At 61.7% G+C, this 21,052-nt stretch carries 12 protein-coding genes and 1 tRNA gene; 9 read left to right on the top strand and 4 right to left on the bottom strand.

What is annotated here, in order from left to right; translation table 11 throughout:
• The first annotated feature begins 133 nt into the window (after window positions 1–133).
• The 3 genes from VFV96_02390 (at window position 134) to VFV96_02380 (ending at window position 4,955) form a co-directional block, all read left to right on the top strand.
• A complete protein-coding gene (locus VFV96_02390; GenBank protein HEU5069241.1) occupies window positions 134–3,286 on the top strand; it encodes a glycoside hydrolase family 76 protein in 3,153 nt (1,050 codons plus the stop codon).
• Window positions 3,287–3,380: 94 nt separating this feature from the next.
• Window positions 3,381–3,467, top strand: a tRNA-Leu gene (locus tag VFV96_02385).
• Window positions 3,468–3,620: 153 nt separating this feature from the next.
• On the top strand, window positions 3,621–4,955 hold the full coding sequence (locus VFV96_02380; protein HEU5069240.1) for a hypothetical protein: 1,335 nt from the start codon (window positions 3,621–3,623) through the stop codon (window positions 4,953–4,955).
• Window positions 4,956–5,280: 325 nt separating this feature from the next.
• Here the strand turns inward: VFV96_02380 and rlmN are convergent, their stop codons facing one another.
• Window positions 5,281–6,423: a 23S rRNA (adenine(2503)-C(2))-methyltransferase RlmN gene (rlmN, locus tag VFV96_02375; protein ID HEU5069239.1), complete on the bottom strand. Its 1,143-nt coding sequence runs from the start codon at window positions 6,421–6,423 to the stop codon at window positions 5,281–5,283.
• Window positions 6,424–6,497: 74 nt separating this feature from the next.
• Window positions 6,498–8,711: an alpha-glucan family phosphorylase gene (glgP, locus tag VFV96_02370; GenBank protein ID HEU5069238.1), complete on the bottom strand. Its 2,214-nt coding sequence runs from the start codon at window positions 8,709–8,711 to the stop codon at window positions 6,498–6,500.
• Between the two features lie 190 nt (window positions 8,712–8,901).
• Between glgP and VFV96_02365 the strand changes: the two genes are divergently transcribed.
• The 6 genes from VFV96_02365 (at window position 8,902) to VFV96_02340 (ending at window position 14,186) form a co-directional block, all read left to right on the top strand.
• Window positions 8,902–9,678, top strand: a complete 777-nt coding sequence (locus VFV96_02365; GenBank protein HEU5069237.1) for an ABC-2 family transporter protein — start codon at window positions 8,902–8,904, stop codon at window positions 9,676–9,678.
• Between the two features lie 2 nt (window positions 9,679–9,680).
• On the top strand, window positions 9,681–10,553 hold the full coding sequence (locus VFV96_02360; GenBank protein HEU5069236.1) for an ABC-2 family transporter protein: 873 nt from the start codon (window positions 9,681–9,683) through the stop codon (window positions 10,551–10,553).
• A 108-nt stretch (window positions 10,554–10,661) separates the two neighbouring features.
• On the top strand, window positions 10,662–11,072 hold the full coding sequence (locus tag VFV96_02355; GenBank protein HEU5069235.1) for a bifunctional nuclease family protein: 411 nt from the start codon (window positions 10,662–10,664) through the stop codon (window positions 11,070–11,072).
• 2 nt (window positions 11,073–11,074) lie between these two features.
• A complete protein-coding gene (holA, locus tag VFV96_02350) occupies window positions 11,075–12,247 on the top strand; it encodes a DNA polymerase III subunit delta (GenBank protein ID HEU5069234.1) in 1,173 nt (390 codons plus the stop codon).
• Window positions 12,244–12,744, top strand: coding sequence for an STAS domain-containing protein (locus tag VFV96_02345; protein HEU5069233.1), 501 nt, complete (start codon window positions 12,244–12,246; stop codon window positions 12,742–12,744). Before holA ends, VFV96_02345 begins: the two co-directional genes overlap by 4 nt.
• On the top strand, window positions 12,741–14,186 hold the full coding sequence (locus tag VFV96_02340) for a GAF domain-containing SpoIIE family protein phosphatase (protein HEU5069232.1): 1,446 nt from the start codon (window positions 12,741–12,743) through the stop codon (window positions 14,184–14,186). The genes VFV96_02345 and VFV96_02340 overlap by 4 nt, the downstream gene beginning before the upstream one ends.
• A 49-nt stretch (window positions 14,187–14,235) precedes the next feature.
• Here VFV96_02340 and VFV96_02335 read toward each other — a convergent pair whose 3' ends face one another.
• On the bottom strand, window positions 14,236–16,329 hold the full coding sequence (locus VFV96_02335) for a UvrD-helicase domain-containing protein (protein ID HEU5069231.1): 2,094 nt from the start codon (window positions 16,327–16,329) through the stop codon (window positions 14,236–14,238).
• Between the two features lie 125 nt (window positions 16,330–16,454).
• On the bottom strand, window positions 16,455–20,816 hold the full coding sequence (locus VFV96_02330) for an acyl-CoA dehydratase activase-related protein (GenBank protein HEU5069230.1): 4,362 nt from the start codon (window positions 20,814–20,816) through the stop codon (window positions 16,455–16,457).
• Between the last annotated feature and the right edge of the window lie 236 nt (window positions 20,817–21,052).

Genomic DNA, 21,052 nt, shown 5'->3' with positions numbered 1-21,052 from the left:
CCCGTGCCGCCGCAAGAAAGCAAATTGGCCCGGCGCCGCGCGCCACCCATTTCATGCGACATGACGTCGCGGGCGCATTTTCGGAAACTTGCCGAACTCCAGTTGTTGCCAATCCCGGAGTGATGTGATGTGTATGCCGCGCAATCCCAATTCATTTTTGCTGGTGCTGGTTTTGTGTCTGCTCGGTCCGGTGCTGGGGGCGCGCGCCTACACGGCCAAGGACGCCGACGCAATGGCCGTGGCCTACAACAACGCCTTCTACAGCCTCAGCGGGACGAACGGCTGGTTCAAAGACACGCAAACGGGCGGGGTGGCGTATTTCTGGGGCCAGGCTGAAATGATCGAATGCGCCATCGACGCGTATGAATGGACGTCGAATGCGACCTACAAGGGAATGATCACCAACCTGCTGAACGGCTTTCTCAAGAACAACGGCTCTTCGTGGTCCTGGAACATTTACAACGACGACATCATGTGGGCGGTGCTCGCCTTTGCGCGCGGCGGGCGGGACACGGGCAACCTGAATTATTGCAACATTGCCAGGGCGAACTTCGACATGTGCTATGCCCGGGCCTGGGACAACACGCTGGGCGGCGGATTGTATTGGACCACGGGGAACTGGACGAAGAACGCCTGCGTCAACGGCCCCGGGTCCATCGCGGCGTCGCTGCTGTATCAGATTTACGGCGACCCGGCTTATTTGAGCAAGGCCACGGACGCCTACAACTGGGAGCGCGCGGTATTGTTCAACACCAACTCCGGCGCCATTTCCGACGCCATTGGCACGAACGGCGTGATCAACACCTGGGCCAGCACCTACAACCAGGGCACGTTCATCGGCGCGGCCCATTTTCTCGGCCGCACCAACGACGCCGCGCTCGCGGCGAATTACACGATGATGAAAATGACCACCGGCGGCATCCTTCCGGAATATGGCATCGCCGGCAACAACTCGGGATTCAACGCCATCTTCCTCCGCTGGCTGGTGCGCTTCATGCGCGACCGCAATTTGCAGGGCACCTACGGCCCGTGGCTTCAGCGCAATGCCGAGGCGGCCTGGAATTTGCGACGACCCACCGACAACTTGTCCTGGTGCCAGTGGCTGCACCCCAGTCCGGCCGGAACCAACTTCTACGCGTGGGACTGCATCTCCTCGTTCGAAATCATGCTTGCGGCGGAGCCGACGCAGGACGCGGCCCTGCAGGCGCTGCCGGCGAATTTTATCGGCGCCTGGCCGTTGGACGCCACCACCGGCACGGTGGCCGCCGACCTTTCCGCCAATCACAATGATGGCGCCGTGGCCGGCGCAGCCTGGACCAGCGCCGGCCTCATCGGCGGCTGCCTGACCTTCAACGGCGTGAACAGTTCCGTGCAGGTCAGCAATCCCGCGGCCGCTGATTTCAGCATCGCGCTTTGGGTCAAGACGACGCAAACCGCCGGAACGGGCCAGTGGTATAACGGCCGCGGCCTGGTGGATGGTGACGCGCCGTTCAGCAGCAACGATTTTGGGACGGCGCTGGTTGGCGGCAAGTTCGCCTTTGGCGTCGGCAACCCCGACACCACTCTGCTTTCCGCCACCGCCATCAATAACGGCAACTGGCACCATTGCGTCGCGACGCGGCAACGCGACACCGGCACCATCAAGGTTTATGTGGACGGCGTCCTGCAAGCCACGGGCAGCGCCAACAAGAACGTTCTGAACGCCTCGGGCCAGCTCCTGTTCGGCGCGATTGCCTCGGGCGGCGGGTATTTCAACGGCAGCCTGGACGACATCAGAATTTTCCCGCGGGTGCTGGATGCCAGCGAGGTTGCGGCGCTGTATGTCTGCGGCATTCAACCACCCTCCACCGCGCCCGCCAATTTGCGCGCCGTGGCGGGAAACGGGCAGGTGGAGTTGACCTGGTCGGCCGCCGCCGGCGCGACCAGTTACAACGTGAAACGTTCACTGATTGACGGCAGTCCTTACATCGTGGTCACCAATCTTGCGGCCACGACCTGCACGGATGCGGGCCTCATCAACAATCGCACGTATTACTATGTGGTTTCGCCCGTGAATTCGCTGGGCGAGGGACCGGACTCCGACCAGGCAAGCGCCACGCCGGTCGCACGGGCGGCGTGGTTCCAAGCCAGCGACCTTGCGGCCCTCGCCGATGGGGCGTCGGTTGGCATTTGGCCCGACGCCAGCGGGCATGGCTTCGACGCCCTGCAGCCCGTAACCGTCAATCAACCGACTTTCGCCGCGACTGCGGTGAATGGAATGCCCGCCGTGCGTTTCAACGCCACCAACAACTCTTACCTCTGGTTTTATCGGCCCGTGCAGGACGACTTCACCATGATCTTTGTTTACCAAAGCAGTCAGGGCATTGGCACAGGCACGGCGTTTTGGAACGGTGCGGGACTGGTCAACGGGGAAGTTTCCGGTTCGGTGGGTGACTTCGGCACGGCACTGAATGCCAATGGACAAATCCTGGCCGGCGTTGGCAACCCGGACACGACGATTCATTCCGCCACGGGCCTGAGCAACGGACAGCCGCACGTCATCACCTTCAAACGCACCCGCAGCAACGGGGTGATCGTTCTTTACGTGGACAGCACTCCGGCGGGTTCCGCGTCGGGCGGAACGCAATCATTGACCGCCCCAAACTGTCTCGTGCTGGGCGCGCAGGGTGTGTTGAATAATTTTCTGACCGGCGATCTGGCCGAAGTGCAGATATACAACGCGGCACTTTCCGACGCGGACCGGCTGGGACAGGAACGCGCGCTGAAATGCAAATATGGCATCGCCGGCGGCGCGGCTCCCCTGCCCCCCGGCGGCCTGGCCGGCACCGCAGGCAATCGCCAAATCGCCCTGAACTGGCAGGCCTCGCCGGGGGCGGAAGGCTGCAACCTTTGGCGCTCCACGGACTACGGGGCGTCCTACCAACTGATTGCCGCCGGCCTCACCACGAGCAGTTACGTGGACCACGAGGCGGCCGGAGGTCAGATGAATTATTATCGCCTCACCGCCAGCAACGATTGCGGCACCGGCGTCAACTCGGCGCCGCTGGGGGTGTTTCTGCCATTGCCCTCACTGAGTCTGACGGCGAGCGCCGGCGCACTGAATCTCACCTGGCCGGATTGGGCCAGTGACTGGGAATTGTATTCCACGACCAATTTGACCCCGCCCGTTCAGTGGAATCCGGTGACCAGCACCGTCACCAGCAACAACGGCCGGTTCAGTGTGAGCCTGCCGGTGGATTCCCAGACGCGCTTCTTCCGCTTGGCGGCACCGCAAGAGCCCTGGTGACTGACGGCTGTCCCCACCGCAGGGAACGAGCACATTGGTGGAAAACAAAACTTGATTCGCGGCGGGGCAAAATCCTTAATGTCCGCCCTTGGTGGCCGATGTGGCGGAATTGGCAGACGCGCTAGACTCAAAATCTGGTGTCCTCGCGGACGTGGGGGTTCGAGCCCCTCCATCGGCACCAAAAGCACTTCCGGACAGTTCGGGAAAAAACTTCAAGCATCTAAAAGCGATGCACGGTTTACGAGCGCCGCAGCAATCCATTGAGCGGGCAAATCTCGCTGTTCGCCGGCATTATCACCTCCTCCGGCTGGCTCTGATAGTTTGTCTGTCCGCCTTGCCCGCACTTGCACAAATGGTGCATATCGACGGATACGCCGAAGCCTGTTTTGTAGCGGCTTCACAAAAGGTGGTTGTTTTTTCAAAGAGTGTCAGCGGATGCGAGGCTGCGGATTTACTTGCCTTGGATGCCAAAGACGGTCGCCTGTTGTGGCAGAAGAAGACGGAAAGAGTGATGGGAGACGGCTTGGCGACCGACGATGGTTTCTTGTATCTGATCGCAGGAGATGTCCTGCAAAAGCGGCAACTCGCCTCGGGCAATATCGTCTGGCTGCAAAGCCTGGTAAAAATCCCTCAACAAAAGCCGCTACCGCCCTCGCGTTATCAGGTGGTTTCGCGGAAACTTCTGGAATGGATTGGCGTCAAGCAACGTGCGCCAGCGACTGTTCTATTCACCCTAAGACCGAAGCCATCCTATTACACCTACAAGCTCGCCCTCAGCGCGGGCAAATTGTTGGTAATGCGCGAGGCCATGGAAAGATCGGGGTGTATTGTTTCCAAATGCTTCAACGACTGGCTCCTATTTGACGAACAATCCGGGCACTTTCAAAAGGGCGGCCCCGGGGAATACGTTGGCACAGCCGGGGAAACCAAACTGCTGGTGAATGACGACGGATTATTCGTATTCAAAAATGGCCGCATGAGGACCGTATCCGGGTCACGACTGCAATCCGCATCAGTCTCTCCAATGTCCACGAGTCTTGAGTCCGGTCAGTATTCGTTTGGAGATCGGTGCCTCTTTCAAGTTTCGGGAGAGCAAGGCACTGCGATGGCCATTTTTGACGACCGCACTGGTCGGGTCTCCCAGTTTCCGGAGCCCATGACGCATACAAATGAACAATCGAGCTGGGTGCTGCATGGCTCGAATATGATCCGTTATGCACAATGCGAAAGGATCTGGCTCGATGAGCACCATTCAAAAGGTCAACCTTGGTTTGAGAATTACGACTTCAAAGGCAACCTTAAGAAGGCAACGGAAATACGCTTTGCCACCCCGCGCAACGATTATTGGGTCAGCTTTGAAGGCTGGGACGACGGCGGCGCCCTGTTCAAAGTGGACAATCGGGTTTACCAGTTGGAACCGCTCGGGCTTCGTCTTGTGCGGGTTTCCAGCCCTGTTCCTACTGTCACTCCGAAGGGGACGTGGAATTCAACCCGAAGATTGGGCTCTCGAGCTTATCAAATCGATGGGGACATCATGATTGAGCAAATGAACAGCAATACTCGCCCACACGACCTGGTTTTTACCGCAGTGGATGAGCCGGGCCAACGCATCGTATGGAGGCATGTTGAAAGGGTTTTGATTCAGAAATCCTCAGGTAAGACTGAGTGAGAACTTCAAGCATCCGCAACGGAATTGAGCCGTTGACCTTTCCTTTGCTGCCATCGTTGGCCGGGGCACAAGATCTCCCAATCGGCGCGGATTAGACGGGTGAACTGGCTCAGTGAACCGTCACCGGGATGAAGAACGCCGCCAGGAGGCCTGCGGCCAGGGCGAGTATCAGCAAGCCGGCGAACGGGATTCCAAGAACTCGGGCAGCGGTGGTGCGGGGTGAGGGCGTGCGTTTCATTATGGGTAAAGTGGGCGGGCGACCCGCCGCATCCTTGCAAGAGCACGCCCGGTGCCAGAACGCGAAGCGAAGGAGCCACGCAACCCGTTAATCCACAACCCCAATTGCCAGTTCGCGTTCGGTTTTGAGCCGGAGCTGACCACAAGCCGCGTCAATGTCCCCGCCTTTTTCGCGTCGCAAGGTGGCAGTGACTCCTTGGGCTTCCAGAGCCGCCAGGAACGTCTCCTGAACCGACGGCGCGGGGCGTTCCCACGGCAGTCCTTCCACCGTGTTGTAGGGAATCAAATTGACCTTCGCGTGCAGCTGGTGGGCCAGCCGGGCCAGCGGCCCCACCTGATCGAGCCCATCGTTCACGCCGGCGATGAGAATGTATTCGAACGTCAGCATGCGCCCCTTTTGTTGCTGGTAGTAATCGCAGGCCGCGGCCAGTTCCTTCAGCGGATACCTCCGGTTGACGGGCATGATTTTCTCGCGCACGGCGTCGGTGGCACCGTGCAACGAAATGGCAAGGCGGAATTGAAAGGGCTCGTCGGCGAGCCGCCGGATTTGGGGCACCAGGCCGCTGGTGGAAACGGTAATCTTCCGTGCACCGATGCCCCCGCCCCACGGCGCGTTCAGAATGCGCAGGGCGGCGAGCAGGTTGTCGTAGTTCGCCAGCGGTTCCCCCATCCCCATCACCACGATGTTGTTGACGATTCGGGCAGGCGCGCCAGCGGGACCGGCTGCCTCGGCTGCGGCGACGGGCGGCTCTGGTTCTGCCTGATCATGCCAGCGTTCCACGGCCAGCACCTGGTCCACAATTTCCTCAACGCGCAGATTACGCTTCCAGCCATCCAGGCCGCTCGCGCAGAACTTGCAGCCGTAGGCGCAGCCGACCTGGGTGGAAATGCAGAGTGTATGCCGGTCGCTGGCCTCCCCGTAGAGCGCGGGATTGGCGGGAATCAACACGCTCTCGATCAGCGCCTGATCCGCCAACCGCCAGAGGAATTTCTGGGTCGTGTCCGTCGCACCCTGCTTGCGGACGAGTTGCAGCACTTGATGGGTGAAGTGCTCGCGCAACAAGGCGCGCAACGCCTTGGGCAGGTTGGTCATCGCCTCCCAATCGGTCGCGCGCTGGACGTAAATCCAGGCCAGAATTTGCGCCAGCCGATACGCCGGCTGACCCCATTCTTTAAGGCAATCCGCCAGCGCCGCGTCGGTCAGCGATTTGATGTCGGGTTTCTCACTCACTCTCAATCTCGATCCGGCCCCGGAGCCAAAGCGCTCCCCTGCCGGATTCACACTCCCAGATTAAGAGGATTCCGTCACTTCGCCACGTAATACTTTTCAGCGTATTCCTTGACCATGCGGTGCGTGTTGAAGACCGGCATGAGGGTGACCATCGCGTGGCGGATGCGTTTGATCCAGTTGCGCGGCAGCCCGGTCGCATCCCGCTCGTAGAAGAGCGGGATGACCTCGTTGTTCAAGGTGTTGAACAGGTTGGCGGAATCGATGCGATCCTGCTCCTCGACGGAGGCCGGATGCGAATCGTCCCCGATGGCAAAACCGTTCTGGCCGTCATACCCCTCGCGCCACCAGCCGTCGAGGATGCTCATGTTGAGACAGCCGTGGGCGATGGCCTTCATGCCGCTCGTGCCGGAGGCTTCGAGCGGACGGCGCGGATTGTTCAACCACACGTCGCACCCGGACACCATCTGCCGTGCGACGTGCATGTCGTAATTCTCGATGAACACCAGGCTGCCCTTGAGATCGCTGTATTTGCTGAGGTGAATGATGTGCTGGATGAAACGCTTGCCGTCGTCGTCGCGCGGATGCGCCTTGCCGGCAAATACGAACTGCACCGGGCGTGACTTGTCGCGGCAAAGCCGGACGATGTTGTCGAACTGCTGGAAGATCAGCGGCGCCCGCTTGTAGGTGGCAAAGCGGCGGGCAAAGCCGATCGTCAACGCATCTGGATTCAGGAGGTGATCGAAAATGATGAAGTCGCCCTGCCGGAAGGATTGTCCCTGCAACAACAGCCGGCGCCGGGTGAATTCAATCAGCTCACGGCGCAGTTGATACCGCAATGCCCAGAGTTCCTCGTCGGAAACGTAACCTGGGTCAGCAATCCGCTGCCAGAACTCCGGATCGTCGAGCGTGTCGTCCCAATGGGCCTTGGTCAGCTTGCTCCAGACGGACGTGCCCTTGCCGCCTTTGGCCTTCTTCTCCGCCGGGGAAAAGCCCTCCCAGTTGCCCGCCAGCCGCCGCCGCCAGAATTTGCGCACCGGTCCCTTCATCCAGCCCAGCGTGTGAACGCCATTGGTGACGTGGCCAATGGGCACCTCTTCGACCGCCTTGCCGGGGAAAAGCGCGTGCCACATGTGGCGGCTGACGCGGCCATGCAGCTCGCTCACGCCGTTGGCCGCGCGCGAAAGCTTCAGCGCGAGCACGGTCATGCAGAACGGTTCGCGTGCATCTTCGGGTTTGACCCGGCCCAAACCGATCAACTGGTCAAACGGAACCGCCAGCTGATTCCGGTAGCGGTGGAGCGCATAGTCCATCATCTCCACGGTGAAACGATCATGCCCCGCCTCAACCGGCGTGTGCGTGGTGAACAGACATTGCTGCTTGGTGTCCGCCGCGGCCTGCTCAAAGGTTTTGCCGGCGGCCATCTTTTCCCGAATCAGCTCAAGGGTCAGGAAGGCGGCGTGCCCTTCGTTCATGTGAAAGACCGAGGGCGTCACGCCCAGCTGACGCAAGAGTTTTACACCACCGATGCCGAGAAGAATTTCCTGCATGATGCGCGTGCTGCTGTCGCCGCCATAAACGCGCATGGTAAGGTCGCGAAAGCGTTGTTCGTTCTCCGGCCGGTTGGCGTCGATGAGATAAATCGGGACGCGTCCGACGTTCACACGCCAGGCCTGGAAGGCGACCTGCGCCATGTTGATGTCCACCGTGCAGACAACCGGGTTGCCCTGCGCGTCGAGCACGGGTTCCATCGGCAGGTTGGGCGGGTTCAAAAGCGTGTAGTATTCGGTCTGCCAGTTGTTGTGATCAATGGCCTGCTGGAAATAGCCTTCGCGATAGAACAGGCTGACGCCGACAAAACCCAGGCCCAGATCACTGGCGGATTTCATGTGATCGCCCGCCAGCACCCCAAGGCCGCCAGCCGCAATGGGCAGCGTTTCATGCAGGCCAAACTCCGCCGAAAAATAGGCCACGGGATTCCTGGCGAGCGCCGGGCCGTTTTCATTGCCCCACGTGTTCTTTTCCGCAACGTAGGTTTCATACTTGGCAATGGCGGCGCCCACGCGCTCGGCGAAGTCCTGATCCTGAAGGCGGGCGCGCAATTCGCTCTCCGAAACTTCGCGCAGAATGGCGACCGCGTTGTGGAACATGTTCTGCCAGCCGCGTGGAGAAAGTTCCTGGAACACCTCCTGTGCCTGCTGATCCCAGGTCCACCACAGATTGCGCGCCAGCTTGTTGAGCCCGGCGACCAACCGGTCGAGTTCCTCTTTTGCGAGCGGTGCCTTAGCCATAAATTTCATCATTTAGCAATTTTTCTGCCTCCCCGTGCTCCGGAAGCCGCTGACCCTAGAATCCCCGGATAATGGCCGCAAACAAATTCATCCATCTGCGGGTGTGCGCTGGCGCTTTCCTCACAGGCTGGCTTAAAATGGACATGCGCAACGCGGCATGAAGAAGTATTGGCACGTCATTAGCGTCGGAATGCAGAACAACCTGGCCTACCGGGTGAACTTTCTGGCGCGCTCCCTGTTCGGACTCATTCCGCTGACCGCGATGCTTTATCTCTGGCGGACGATTTACACCGGCAAGGGCGGTGCCGGGGCGACGATCTCCGGTTACACGCTCGCCGAGATGCTGTCGTATTATCTCATCGTGCAACTCGTTGATGCGCTGACCGCCGTGAACGAGGACGACTGGGCCATTGCGGCGGACATCAAGGACGGCAACATCAGCCAGTTCCTGCTCAAGCCGCTGGACTATCTGTGGTATCGGCTCAGCCTGTTCCTGGCGGGCCGGCTGACATACCTCGGCGTCGCGGCCATTCCGCTGGCGCTGTTCATCTTCTGGTTCCGGCAATATTTTGTGCTGCCGCCCACGTGGAGCCAGTTCGGCTGGTTTGGTCTTTCAGTCGGGTTGACCGCCCTGCTCCAGTTTCTGACCTCCTACGCCATGGCCATGCTCGCGTTCTGGGTGCTGGAGGTTTCAACGTTCATCTTCATTCTCTACGCCTTTGAATACCTCGCGAGCGGGCACTTGTTTCCGCTGGATATTCTGCCGCCGGGATTGCAACACGCGATGTATTACACGCCATTTCCCTATCAACTCTACTTTCCGGTCAGCGTTTACATGGGCAAGACAACCGGGCCCGCGCTGTATCAAGGCCTGGGCATGCAGTTCCTCTGGGTCATGCTCGCCTATGGCGCCGCGCGCTTTGCCTGGGCGCGCGGCATTCGCAAATACTCGGCGGTGGGGGGATGAGCATGAACCCGACTTCCGCAACGGATTTGGCAAAGCCGACCCCGCCCCCCCGCCCGGCGGCTACGCCCCGGGGGCAATCCCGTTGGGCGCGCTATTTTTCGATTTATCTCGCCCTGGCCAAAAACTCGCTCGCGCGGGAGATGAGCTTCAAGAGCAATTTTCTCCTGTGGATCATCGTCGAGCTGCTCTGGTTTGCATTGCAAATCTGTTTCATCAGCGTGCTCTACCTTCACACGGATGCCATCGGCTCCTGGACCAAATGGCAGGTGGTCCTGCTGGTGGCCGCCAGCAACTTCATCCAGCAAATCTTCCAGTCCTTTTTTCTCGTCAACCTGACCAATCTTTCCGAATTGGTGCGGAGCGGCAAACTGGACTTTCTCCTGTTACTGCCGGCGAACACGCGGTTCATCGTTTCGCTGCGACAGGTGGATTTGGGCGGTTTCGTCAACGCGGGTTCGGCGGCGCTGGTCATGGCTTACGCGGCCCACCAGTTGCACCTCCATCCCACCGTCCTCCAACTTGCGGGCTTTCTCGGCCTGTGCGTCCTGGGCATTTCCATTCATTACTCGCTGATGCTCCTGCTGGCGGCCGTTTGCTTCTGGACGGTGAAGGCGCAGGGCATCGTGTGGGGTTACTACAATCTGTTCAACATCGCCCGCCTGCCGGATGAAGCCTTTCGCGGGCTGTTCAAGGCGTTCTTCACGCTGGCCATCCCGATGCTTCTGGTTTCCAACGTCCCGACGCGGGTTCTGGCCGACAAACTGGACCAGCCAGGACCGCTGTTGCTGATGCTGGGCATGGCCGCACTGTGCGCGGCCGTCTCGGAACTGGGGTGGCGCGCCTCCCTGCGGCGTTACACCAGCGCGAGTTCCTGAGCCGAAGCCGCCCGTTTTTGCAGGCGGCAGACTTGTGTTTTGGCCGGTTGAAAACTAGAGTCAAACAGGATGAAACAGGACGTGGTGCAAGTTCAAATTCGGGGGATATTGCCCGCCAACACCGGCAGTGCGGTGTTTGTGGGCAATGAGGAGAAGGTTTTCGTCATCAGCGTGGATCCCAACATGGGGCAGATCATCGCCATGTATCTCCACAACCAGCGCACCGAGCGCCCGCTGACCCATGAACTGGTCCAGAACATCTTCAAAGGCTTCGGCATCGGCATCGAACGCGTGGTCATCACCGAACTGCGCAACGCAACGTATTTTGCCCGCATCATCTTGCAGCAGCAGAACGAACTCGGCCGCAAACTGGTCGAACTGGACGCCCGCCCAAGCGATTGCTTGGCCCTCGCCACCGCCCAACGGAAGCCCATTTTTGTCTCCACCGCGCTCTGGGAACAGGTTGAGGACATGAGCGAGGCGCTCGAGCGCATGAATGAATCGGGCGAGGCGGAGTAGTCATGCCCCCGTCCAAGTCCAGTGGCCCTCAATCCCCCCTGGCGCTCATTTGCGGCGAAGACGATTACGCCGTCAAACAGCGGGCCCGTCAACTTTACCAGCAATGGTGCGACGAACTGGGCGGCATGGACCACGAAACCATCGACGCCACCGCCGGCAACGCCGACGAGGCGCTCAAAGCCCTGGCCCGCCTGCGCGAAGCGCTCCAGACCCTTCCCTTCTTTGGTGGCGGCAAGGCCATCTGGTTCCGCGACTGCAATTTCCTCGGCGATGAGCGCACCGCCACTTCCGCGGCCGTCACCAGTGCCCTCGGCGACCTCGCCACGGAGCTCAAGGACTTCAACTGGCAGGGCGTCCGCCTGGTCATCAGCGCCGCAAGGGTGGACAAACGCCGGGGCTTCTACAAAACGCTTGAGAAGGTTGGCGCCATCGAAACCTTTGCCGGCTGGTCCGTTGACCAGAAAGGCTGGGAGGACGAGGCAGAACGCTGGGCCGAACAGGCCTTGCAGGAACGCGGCAAAACCATCGCCGCCGAGGCGCTCGCGGAAATGATCACCCGCGTCGGTCCCAACGCCCGCGCCCTCGCTTCCGAAGTCGAAAAAGTTTCATTGTATGCCGGCGACCGGGCTGCCGTGACGCTGGCCGATGTCGAGGCCGTTTGCGTCCGCAACAAACAGGCCCGCGCCTTTGCCCTCGGCGATGCCTTGGGCGACCGGGATCTGCCCAGGCTGCTCAAGTGCCTCGACGAGGAACTCTGGGAAATCCGCCTCAAAGTCGACAAGGACAAGTCCACGATCGGACTGCTCTACGGGCTCATTTCTAAAGTGCGCGTGTTGATTCTGTTGCAGGAGATGCTCCGGGAAGGCTGGCTCAAGTCGGCGGCGCGCTATGACCAGTTCAAGGCCCAGCTCGCCCAGGTGCCGGCCGACCGGCTGCCCGAAGACCGGAAATACAATCCCCTGGCGATGCATCCGTTCGTGCTGTTCAACTCGCTGCGGCAGGCGCGAAATTATTCATCTGCCGAACTGGTGCGCGCGATGGACCTTTTGTTGCAGGCCAACCGGAAACTGGTTTCCAGCGGCCTTGACGACGCGATGATATTGCAGCAAACGCTGGCGCGGATTGTGGGCGAGCCCTCCCGCCGTCCGCCCGCCGTCGCATCGAACCGAAGATGAGCACATCGTCCGCCACTTTGATGGTGCTGGCCTGCGGGCATTTTGCCTGTGTGCAGATCCATGGCCGCGCCAATTTTGCCTCCGCCCTGGATTTCAAATCCCTGTGCAACGGATTGCGCGAGGAGCACTTTGATCGGTATCTCATCGACCTGACTGATTGCACGCTCATGGACAGCACGTTTCTCGGCGTATTGTCGGGCTTCGGCCTCCGCCAGCCTGGCGTTGAACTGCTCAACCCCAACCCGCGCATCACCGAACTGCTCGACAACCTCGGGGTTCTGCACCTGTTCCAGGTGACGCACGGCCCGCTCAAGCTGCCCAGCCCGCCGACCAGTTCCGCGCCGACGCCGCTCAATCCCTCGAAGATCGAGCTCAAGGAAGCCTCGCTCGAAGCGCATCAAACGCTGATGAGCATTTGCTCGGACAACGTCCCCAAGTTCAAGGAGCTCACACAATTCTTGGCAGAAGACCTCAAACGCCTTAAAAGTGGCGCGTGACGCCCGACCACGGATCGCTTCCAATTCTGTTTGCCATCACCAATTCGGGCTGGGCTTTTGTCGTCATCTTTCTTTCCACGCTGGTCATCGCACTGCTCGCGATTTTCCGTCGAAACACGGAACGGATTCAGGATTTGCAGGCGCGGCTCGCGCTCTACGAGGAACGCCGCCGGCTGGCCTTCGAAAACCTGCAACCGCTGGGCGACGCCTTTCACTCGGGCACAAAAATGGAGGCGATGATGCACGCCATCGTGCGCTTCGCCATCCGGACCACGGTGGCCTCGGCGGGCGCGCTGTTCCTGCCCGAAGGCGCCGAGGGCCGCCTGACGCGCCGCCTCACGATTGGTTCCTTTCCCGCCCTCTCCGCGCCACCCCGCGAGCCGGAAACCTTCGCGGCCGGCGAGGGTTTCATCGGGCAGACGGCCGCCTTGGGCCGCTGCATGCTGGTTCGCGATGCCATCAATGACGAACGTTTTCCGAAGCCGGCCGCAGGCGAACCGATTCGCAGTTTGCTGACCGTGCCCCTGAAGTTCCGCAACCGCCTGCTGGGCGTCATCGCCGTCATCAACAAGCAGCCGGACCACGAACTCGCGCCACCGTTCTTCACCGAGTTCGACTATTTTCTGCTCGATGCGCTGGCGGCCCAAATCGCGATGTCACTTTACCTTGCCGAGGCATTTGAAGTTCAGGCGGCACAGCAACGGCTCGACGCGGACCTGCGCCTGGCCAGCGAAGCCCAGGCCCTGCTCCTGCCCAAGGTCACACCCACCATCAGCGGGTTTGAAATCGCCGGCGCCAACCAGCCCGCCTTGCGCGTCGGCGGTGACTACTTTGATTACCTGGCGCTGGACGCACAACGAGTCGGAGTGGCCATTGCCGATGCTTCCGGCAAAGGCGCTGCGGGCGCCTTGGTCATGGCCATGTGCCGCTCCGTCATGCGCTCCCAAATGCTGCAACACACCGCCCCGGCGCAGGCGCTGACCGAGTTCAACCATCAGGTATCCCCCGATTTGCGCGAAGACACCTTCGTCACCGTGTTGTATGGCATCCTTGATGGCCCGAAGCGGACGTTCCGCTTTGCCCGCGCCGGGCATGATCCGCTGCTCTGGGTCCATGCCGACACAGGCGCGGTGGACGTGCTCGCCCCCAAAGGCGTGGCCATCGGCCTGGACCGCGAAGGCAAGCTGGACAATGCCCGGGCCGAGCAGGAGATCGCCGTGGCAACCGGCGACCTGCTGGTGCTTTACACGGACGGTCTGACCGAGGCCGTCGGCCCAGCCGGAGAGGAGTTTGGCCGTGACCGGCTCATTGCGTTGTTGCAGGCGAAACGCGGCGCGACCGCGTTGGAAATTTCAGCCGCTGTTTTTGGCGGCGTGAAGCAGTTCACCCAGGACGCACCTTTGGCCGACGACCAGACGCTGGTCGTCATCAAGGCCGTTTGAATCGGCGGCCCGCAGCGCGGCGCCGGTAGTCTGGCGCGGGTTTTTCGCCTCAGTAAGCGCGCAGATTCCACTCCCCCAGCAGGTCTGCGGGAATTTCTCTCAGGAAGCGCGACGGCTGCTGCAAATCAAACGCGTCACCGGCAAACCCTTTCCGCACCAGCGGGTAACTCAGGTAAAGCTCGTTCCGCGCCCGCGTCACCGCCACGTAGAACAACCGCCGCTCCTCCTCCAATCCCTCGGACGTGTCGAGCGAGCGCGCCGAGGGAAACAGCCCGTCGCACAGCATGATCACAAACACGATGTCGAACTCCAGCCCCTTGGCTTGGTGGATCGTCGAAAGCTTCACCGATTCTTCATCCTGCGGCTTGGGTTTATCGTCCTCGGCCTCCACGTTCGTCAGCAACGCCAGTTGCGTCAGAAAATCCTCCACGTCGGGCAATTGCCGCGCGAATATCGCCAGTTGCTCCAGGTCATCCAGCCGGTTCGCGTGATTGTCGTAATTCTCAATCAGGTAATCGTCGTAACCTGCGTCGATGACGAGCTTGATCATCTTCGCTGCACTATGGCGCACGTCCGGCGCCTCCAGTTGCGCCAGCGTTGCCACGAACTGCGCCCACGCAGTGGCGGCTTTCTTCGGCACGGCTTTGGAACATTTCTGGAGCGCCGTGGCTAGGAGGGCAACCGGTTGCGTAGCGCGTGTTGCGTTCGCGTCCTCCGATTGAACGGTGGTTGTTGGTTGTTGGTTATTGGATGTTCCCATCCCCAATTCCGCACTCCGCACTCCGCACTCCGCACAAAACCCGGCCCACAACTTGTCCGCCGCCTTGCCGCCCACGCCCGGCAACAATTCCACCACGCGCTTGAACGACAGTTCATCCCGCGGATTCGTCACGAACTTGATGTAAGCCGTGACGTCCTTGATGTGCGCCTGCTCGAAGAACCGGATGCCGCTGGTGATCGTAAACGGAATGTTCCGCCGCGTGAGCTCCAGTTGCAGTTCGAGTGCGTGAAAATGCGAGCGATACAGCACCGCAATGTCGTCCAGCGCCGCGCCCTCCTCCCGCAACTCCAACATTCGCTGCGCCACAAACGCCGCCTGCTGTCCGGCATCCTCGCACGTGACCAGCGCCGGTTTCATCCCCGGTTTCCGCGCCGGCGTCAGCTCCTTGGCAAACTGGTTTACGTTCGCGGTGATGGCCGCGTTCGCCACATTCAAGATCTCCGGCGTGCTGCGGTAGTTGGTTTCGATCTTGAACACCTTCGCGCCCGGATAACGCTCGGGGAACTTCAGGATGTTTTGAAAATTCGCCCCGCGCCACGCATAAATGCTCTGCGCGTCATCGCCCACCACCATCACGTTCCGGCTGCGCGCCGCGAGCAGATCGATCAAATCGCTCTGGAGCTTGTTCGTGTCCTGATACTCGTCCACGAGAATGAACTGGAACCGCCGCTGAAATTGCTCGCAAATGTCGTTGTGCTCCTGCAACAGCCGCAGCCAGAGCACCAGCAAATCATCGAAGTCCATGGCATTTGTGGCGCGCTTCTTGTCCGCGTAACGCTGGGCCAGCCCGGCAATGGCCGGCGTGAGATGCGCAAAATGATCGTATTGTTCGCCGATGATTTCCGCGACGGACTTGTGGGTGTTCACCGCGAGCGAAAAGACCTCCGCCAGCACTTCCGGCTTGGGAAAGCGCGTCGCCTTCACGTCAATCTGCGCCTCGGCGATGCACGACTTGATGAGCGCCTTGGCGTCATCGCGATCGAGGATGGTGAAGTCCCGGCCGAAACCGAGCTTGGGGGCGTGCTGGCGCAGGATGCGGTTGCCGACGGAATGAAAGGTGCCGCCCCACAGCGCGGGCAAATCCTGTCCGAGCAAATCCGCCACGCGCCGCATCATCTCCTTGGCCGCCTTGTTGGTGAAGGTGAGGAGCAACATGCGGTCCGGCGGGATGCCCTGCTCCAGCAGGTAGGCCACGCGATAGGTCAGCGTCCGCGTCTTGCCCGAGCCCGCGCCGGCGATCACGAGGGCCGGCCCCGGCGGCGCCGTGACGGCCGCCAGTTGCTGCTCGTTCAGCTCCTGGGCATAATGGATGGCAAGCTCCACCGGCGCCCGGAACGGCTGCAAGACATAGTCGCGCGACATCCGGTTCATTCAACGTGCAAGGCTGCGACGGAAAAAGGAAAAATTGCGGGGGAACACGATTCGTCGTGGTTCCAGAGCGCCACCACGAATCGTCGTTGTGCGCCTTGGAACGTCCGAAACCCGCCTCAACACTTCCCGGCAAAATTGACGGAAGCACAGCTCGATTCGACCTTCCTCCGAAAACGCTCCTGCACTTCAAAGACGAAATTGTCCAGTGCCTCCGGGTTCAGCGGGTCGCCGTTCAGCGCGAGGGTCAGCGTCGGCAGACCTTCCTTTTGCGCGATGTGGAAGAATTGCGCCTCGGCCACCTTGGTGGGCATGCATTCCAGCGGCCCCACGTTCACCACGGCGTCAATCTGGCCAGCGCGCCAATGGTGCAGGGCCGCGCCCAGGGTGAGCACCGCCTCGCCTTCGTGACTGACGGGCAGGTAATCCCCAGCGGCAGCCAGCGTCTCCGCCACCGGCACCGGTGGATGCATGCCAAGTTCGCGTTGCCCGACGCGGGCCACCAGCGCGCGCACGCGATCCTGAACGGCCATGCTGATATGGCTGCTCCACCCGCCGCGACGATGCACCACATGGTTGAGATGGTCCACGTATTCGATGAACTCTCCACACGGCGCCAGCGCAACCCGCAACCCCCGTTCCTCCAAGCGCGCGACGACGTGGTCGTTCGCGAACGCGTTAGAGCGCACGTAAATCTCGCCCACCACCAGCACGCGTGGACGCTCCGTTTCGCCCCGTGCCGCCGCGAACTCGCGCGCCGCCTGCGTGAGCAGACGCCGCAGTCCAAAGAGATTTCCTCCGGCCACCTGCCAGAGCGCGCGGGTCAGACCCAAGTCCCCCATGGCGCGGTCTTCGAGCCGGCGATGCAATTTGCGGGTGGCGCGCTCGTAAATCGCCTGGGCGGCGCCGGGATTTTTCTCGCCGGGACGCACCTCCAGCAGCATTTCCTGCAAGGCATCCGCCGCCGTGAAGCCCGCGAACACCAGCAACGCAAAGCCCGGCGGCAACCGGTCGAAGTAGCCCTCCTCGTGCTGCGCCCAGATGTGCACGCGCTCACGCAGGCCGGCCCGTTCGAGCGTGAGCTGGTTCAGCAGGTTGTAAACACCAAACCGGCACGGGCCGCTCCCCCCCGGCAGCGCGTAAATGACGTGCTCATCGGCTGGCAGTTCGCTCATGCGTTGCAGCAGGCCGCCCAGTGTCATGCACATCGGCACACACTCCTTGCCGGACGTAAACCGCCGCCCGAGCCGCAACGCGGCGGCGTCCACGGGCGGCAACGTTTCCGCGCGGTAACCCAGCCCGCGCAAACCCGCCGCGAGCACGTCAGAGTTCGGTCCCAGCGGCGGAATCAAGATGCGCTGGTCCCGTTGAAAGTCCGCCACCGCAAGCCGCGCAGGCTGCAAGGCGGCAAAACGATTCGGCGTTTTTGCCGTCGCCGCCGCGGCTTTGAGTTCTCCCGCCACACAGTGCAGGAACGCCTCGATGCGCGTTTTGGTGCCCGCGTCTCCCGCGTGACCGTCCGTCTCGATGATCGCGAACGGTTTGCCGTCCATGATGTAGGCAAAGAAGTGGAGGTTGAAGCTGTCCGGGCCGCAGGAATAGTTGCTGCAATAAACCGCGTAAATGCCCGGTGCGCGGCGAATCTGATGCGCGGCGCGGAGAATCCGCTGACCGTGCGCCCAATACATGTCGCCAAACACCGGCACGTCGCCGCCCAACGGATAACAATCGACGGGAATCCCCATCGCCCCCTGCTCGCGGAGAATCGCCGGCACATTCGAGTTGAGCACCTTGTTGTAAATCGTGTAGGGCCGCCCCAGCACCACCACGGCCGGCAATTTGTGCCCGGCGCAAAAGGTCAGCGCGCGTTCGCCGATGGACCGGCAATCTGCGTCGAATTGTTGTTGCGCCGCGACGGCGGCTCGAAACGCGGGTTGCCACTGGACTTCGGCGGCAAAGCCCAACTGGGCTGCCAGCCGGGCACAGCTGGCTTTGAACTCGGCAGAGTCGTAGTTCCCCGCGCCGACCTCGATCACCGGCGACAGCACATTGCCGTTCAATCTGCTGTCGAAGTCGCGTTGAAGAATCCATGGGCTCGCCTGCACGATGGGGCAGACTTTTGCATGTTCTTCGCCGCCCACGCGGTTCAGGCTGCACACCATCGGCAGGAAAATATAATCACACGGCGCGTCAGCCATCTGGCTGGTCAGACCGTGGTAGAGCTGCATCGGCGCACAATACGGAATGTTCGCCTCCTTCACGCCGCGTTTGAGCACCGCGTGGTCCGCGCCCGTGCTGACGCGCAGTTGAAAGCCGAGCGCGCGGAAGAACGTGACGAAGAACGGAAAGGTCCCCTTCAGCCCGAACTCGTCGGTCAGCGCGATGACCTTGGCGCCCGGCCGGGCGTCGTTGGTGGCGAGCAATGCCTGAATCAGGTCTTCGCGCTCGCGGAACGGGTCGGGCGAGCGGTCCGGCAGCTTGCGTTTGCGCGTGCCCTTGTCGTAGAGCGCACAGGCGCCGCCCCAGTTGAAGCGCTGTTGCCGGCCGGCCACGACGGTGCGGATGGAATCAATGCGGCAACGGTTTCCTACGCCGCCGCACCCCACGGTCGAGCGACAGTTGAAGGTTTCCTTCGCCTCGATGCGCGCTTCCAGGAAGCGTTGTGGATCGAGCATGGCGTTCGCCAGCCAGTTCGTTTCGTGACGGGCCAGCAGCGCGATGCCAAGCGCCCCGACGGTGCCGGGGTTCGGCGGGATGATGATTTCACTCCCGGTCTGCCGGGCCACCGCCGCCGCCAGCGCATCGGACGCGAACGGCATGCCCTGACAGAAAATCACCGCGCCCACCGAGCGGTTGCCTTTCACACGATGCAGGTAGTTTTGGATGATTGAATCGTAAAGCCCGGCGATGATCTCGCGCTGTTCGCGCCCCGCGGCCACCGCTTCACCAATCACTTCCGCCATGAAAACGGAACAATGTTGCCCGAGCGAAACGCACCGCCCGGCGCGCAACGCCTCTTCACCGAGCTGCACCACGCCGGCAATACCCGCAAACTTGCCGCCCTGCTCCTCAATGAACGAACCGGTGCCCGCGCTGCACGCTTCGTTCATCGCGCAATCCACCACGCGGCCATCCGCGAGCCGGATGTATTTGGCATCCTGCCCGCCGATTTCAAAAATGGTGTCCACCCGCGGATCAAAGTGCCGCGCCCCTTCGGCATGGGCGGCGATTTCATTCAGGATGAACACCGCGTCGCCGCCGTAGCACGTGGTGAGCAGCGAGCCGGCGATTTCGCGGCCGCTGCCCGTGACGCCAAAGGCCCGGATGACGCCTTCAGATCCGCATTCCGTCACGAAGCGCGCCAGCAGCTCCTGGGCGGCCCCGACGGGATCCCCGGACGTGCGCCGGTAGCCTTCCCAAATCGTCTCGTCCGTCGCCGCATCCAGCGCCACAGCTTTGGAACCGGTCGAGCCGATGTCGAAGCCGAAGATCAGTTGGCGCACGTGGCCGTTGCGGGCGGGCGGAACCGGTGGGGGCAGGCGCCGCACGAGGCGCAAGGCGCCGCTTAACGCTTCGACCGTGTCGAGCCGGGCTTCGGAATTGGTGATCAACAATTCTTCCAGCGGCGGCACCGGCGCCGGTTTGGCGGCGGCCTGGAGCGCACAGCCGATGGCGTCAAAAAATTCCACGTCCGCGGCTTCCACTTCGAGAAGGTTCATGCCTTGCGCGGCCAGTTTGGCGGCAAAGGTGTTGCGGATGCGCCGTGACCGGCTCACCCCGCCGATGAGCGCCACGTCCGGCGGACTGACCCCGGGTTTGACGAGCACGAGGACGTTTTCGCACACGGCATCGAACAGCCCGGCGAGAATGGCCTCCCGGCTTTCGCCTTTGTTCGCGAGGTGCGTCATGTCGGTCTTGAGGATGACCGGGCAGCGTCCGGAAAGCGGGGCGGATTGCTGCACATCCGCACACACCTCGCTCGCGGCGGCGGGCGTGAGATTGAAGCGCTCGCACAGTTGCCGCAGAAAATTCCCCGTGCCCTGCGAGCAACGGCTGTTTTCGCGCAGCACTTCCAGTCCGTTGGGGCGCAGTTCCAGCACGGAAAAACCGTGGCTGCCAATGGCCACCACCGTGGCGGCGCGCTGCCCAAACAGAAAGCGGAAGCCGCTCGCCTGGGCCTGCTTGGTGGGAATCCGCGGCAACGTAACCAGCCGGGCAAGCCGGCCGCTGATGGCAGCACCATGGACGTTGTCCCAGTCGAATTCCCGGAGCAGCTCAAGCAGGCACGGCCCGGGCTTCTTGTGATGTTCCACCAGCCGACGCCGGATGGGTGTGATCCGGCCGCCCGCTTCACAGACTTCCACGATCTTCAGTGTTTCCGCGCCCAGATCAATGCCGAGGAAACGGCGGACGGTCACTGGCGTCGCCCCCTGGTGATCGCCGGCCGCCGCTTCGGGAACGGCTGTAATACGCGCATTCATAACGCACCCATGTTCGCACCGACGGACCGCCTTGGTGGCATTGATAACCGTTTCCAGTGAACGCCGAAAAATCAATCCGGGCTACTCGCCGGTTGCTTTGCCAAAAGCCAAAAAAAGCCCAGCCGCGCTTCTGGCCATGCCGGCGCGTCTTCGGCCAATCGTCCCGCACGACCCGGCGCGCCCGGAGGTTAGGAGCACGCCGCAGCGCGAAATCAGCGATTGCCCGGCTCGCGTGG

Source organism: Verrucomicrobiia bacterium, from assembly GCA_035765895.1.
GTDB lineage: Bacteria > Verrucomicrobiota > Verrucomicrobiia > Limisphaerales > DSYF01 > DSYF01.
This window is presented reverse-complemented; position numbering and strand designations above follow the sequence as displayed.

What these genes read in the sequence shown, in the direction of transcription:
- VFV96_02360 (HEU5069236.1), top strand. Translation starts at nt 9,681, where the DNA reads ATGAACCCGACTTCCGCAACGGATTTGGCAAAGCCGACCCCGCCCCCC.
- holA (HEU5069234.1), top strand. Translation starts at nt 11,075, where the DNA reads ATGCCCCCGTCCAAGTCCAGTGGCCCTCAATCCCCCCTGGCGCTCATT.
- VFV96_02345 (HEU5069233.1), top strand. Translation starts at nt 12,244, where the DNA reads ATGAGCACATCGTCCGCCACTTTGATGGTGCTGGCCTGCGGGCATTTT.
- VFV96_02335 (HEU5069231.1), bottom strand. Translation starts at nt 16,329, where the DNA reads ATGTCGCGCGACTATGTCTTGCAGCCGTTCCGGGCGCCGGTGGAGCTT.
- glgP (HEU5069238.1), bottom strand. Translation starts at nt 8,711, where the DNA reads ATGGCTAAGGCACCGCTCGCAAAAGAGGAACTCGACCGGTTGGTCGCC.
- VFV96_02365 (HEU5069237.1), top strand. Translation starts at nt 8,902, where the DNA reads ATGCAGAACAACCTGGCCTACCGGGTGAACTTTCTGGCGCGCTCCCTG.
- VFV96_02330 (HEU5069230.1), bottom strand. Translation starts at nt 20,816, where the DNA reads ATGAATGCGCGTATTACAGCCGTTCCCGAAGCGGCGGCCGGCGATCAC.
- VFV96_02390 (HEU5069241.1), top strand. Translation starts at nt 134, where the DNA reads ATGCCGCGCAATCCCAATTCATTTTTGCTGGTGCTGGTTTTGTGTCTG.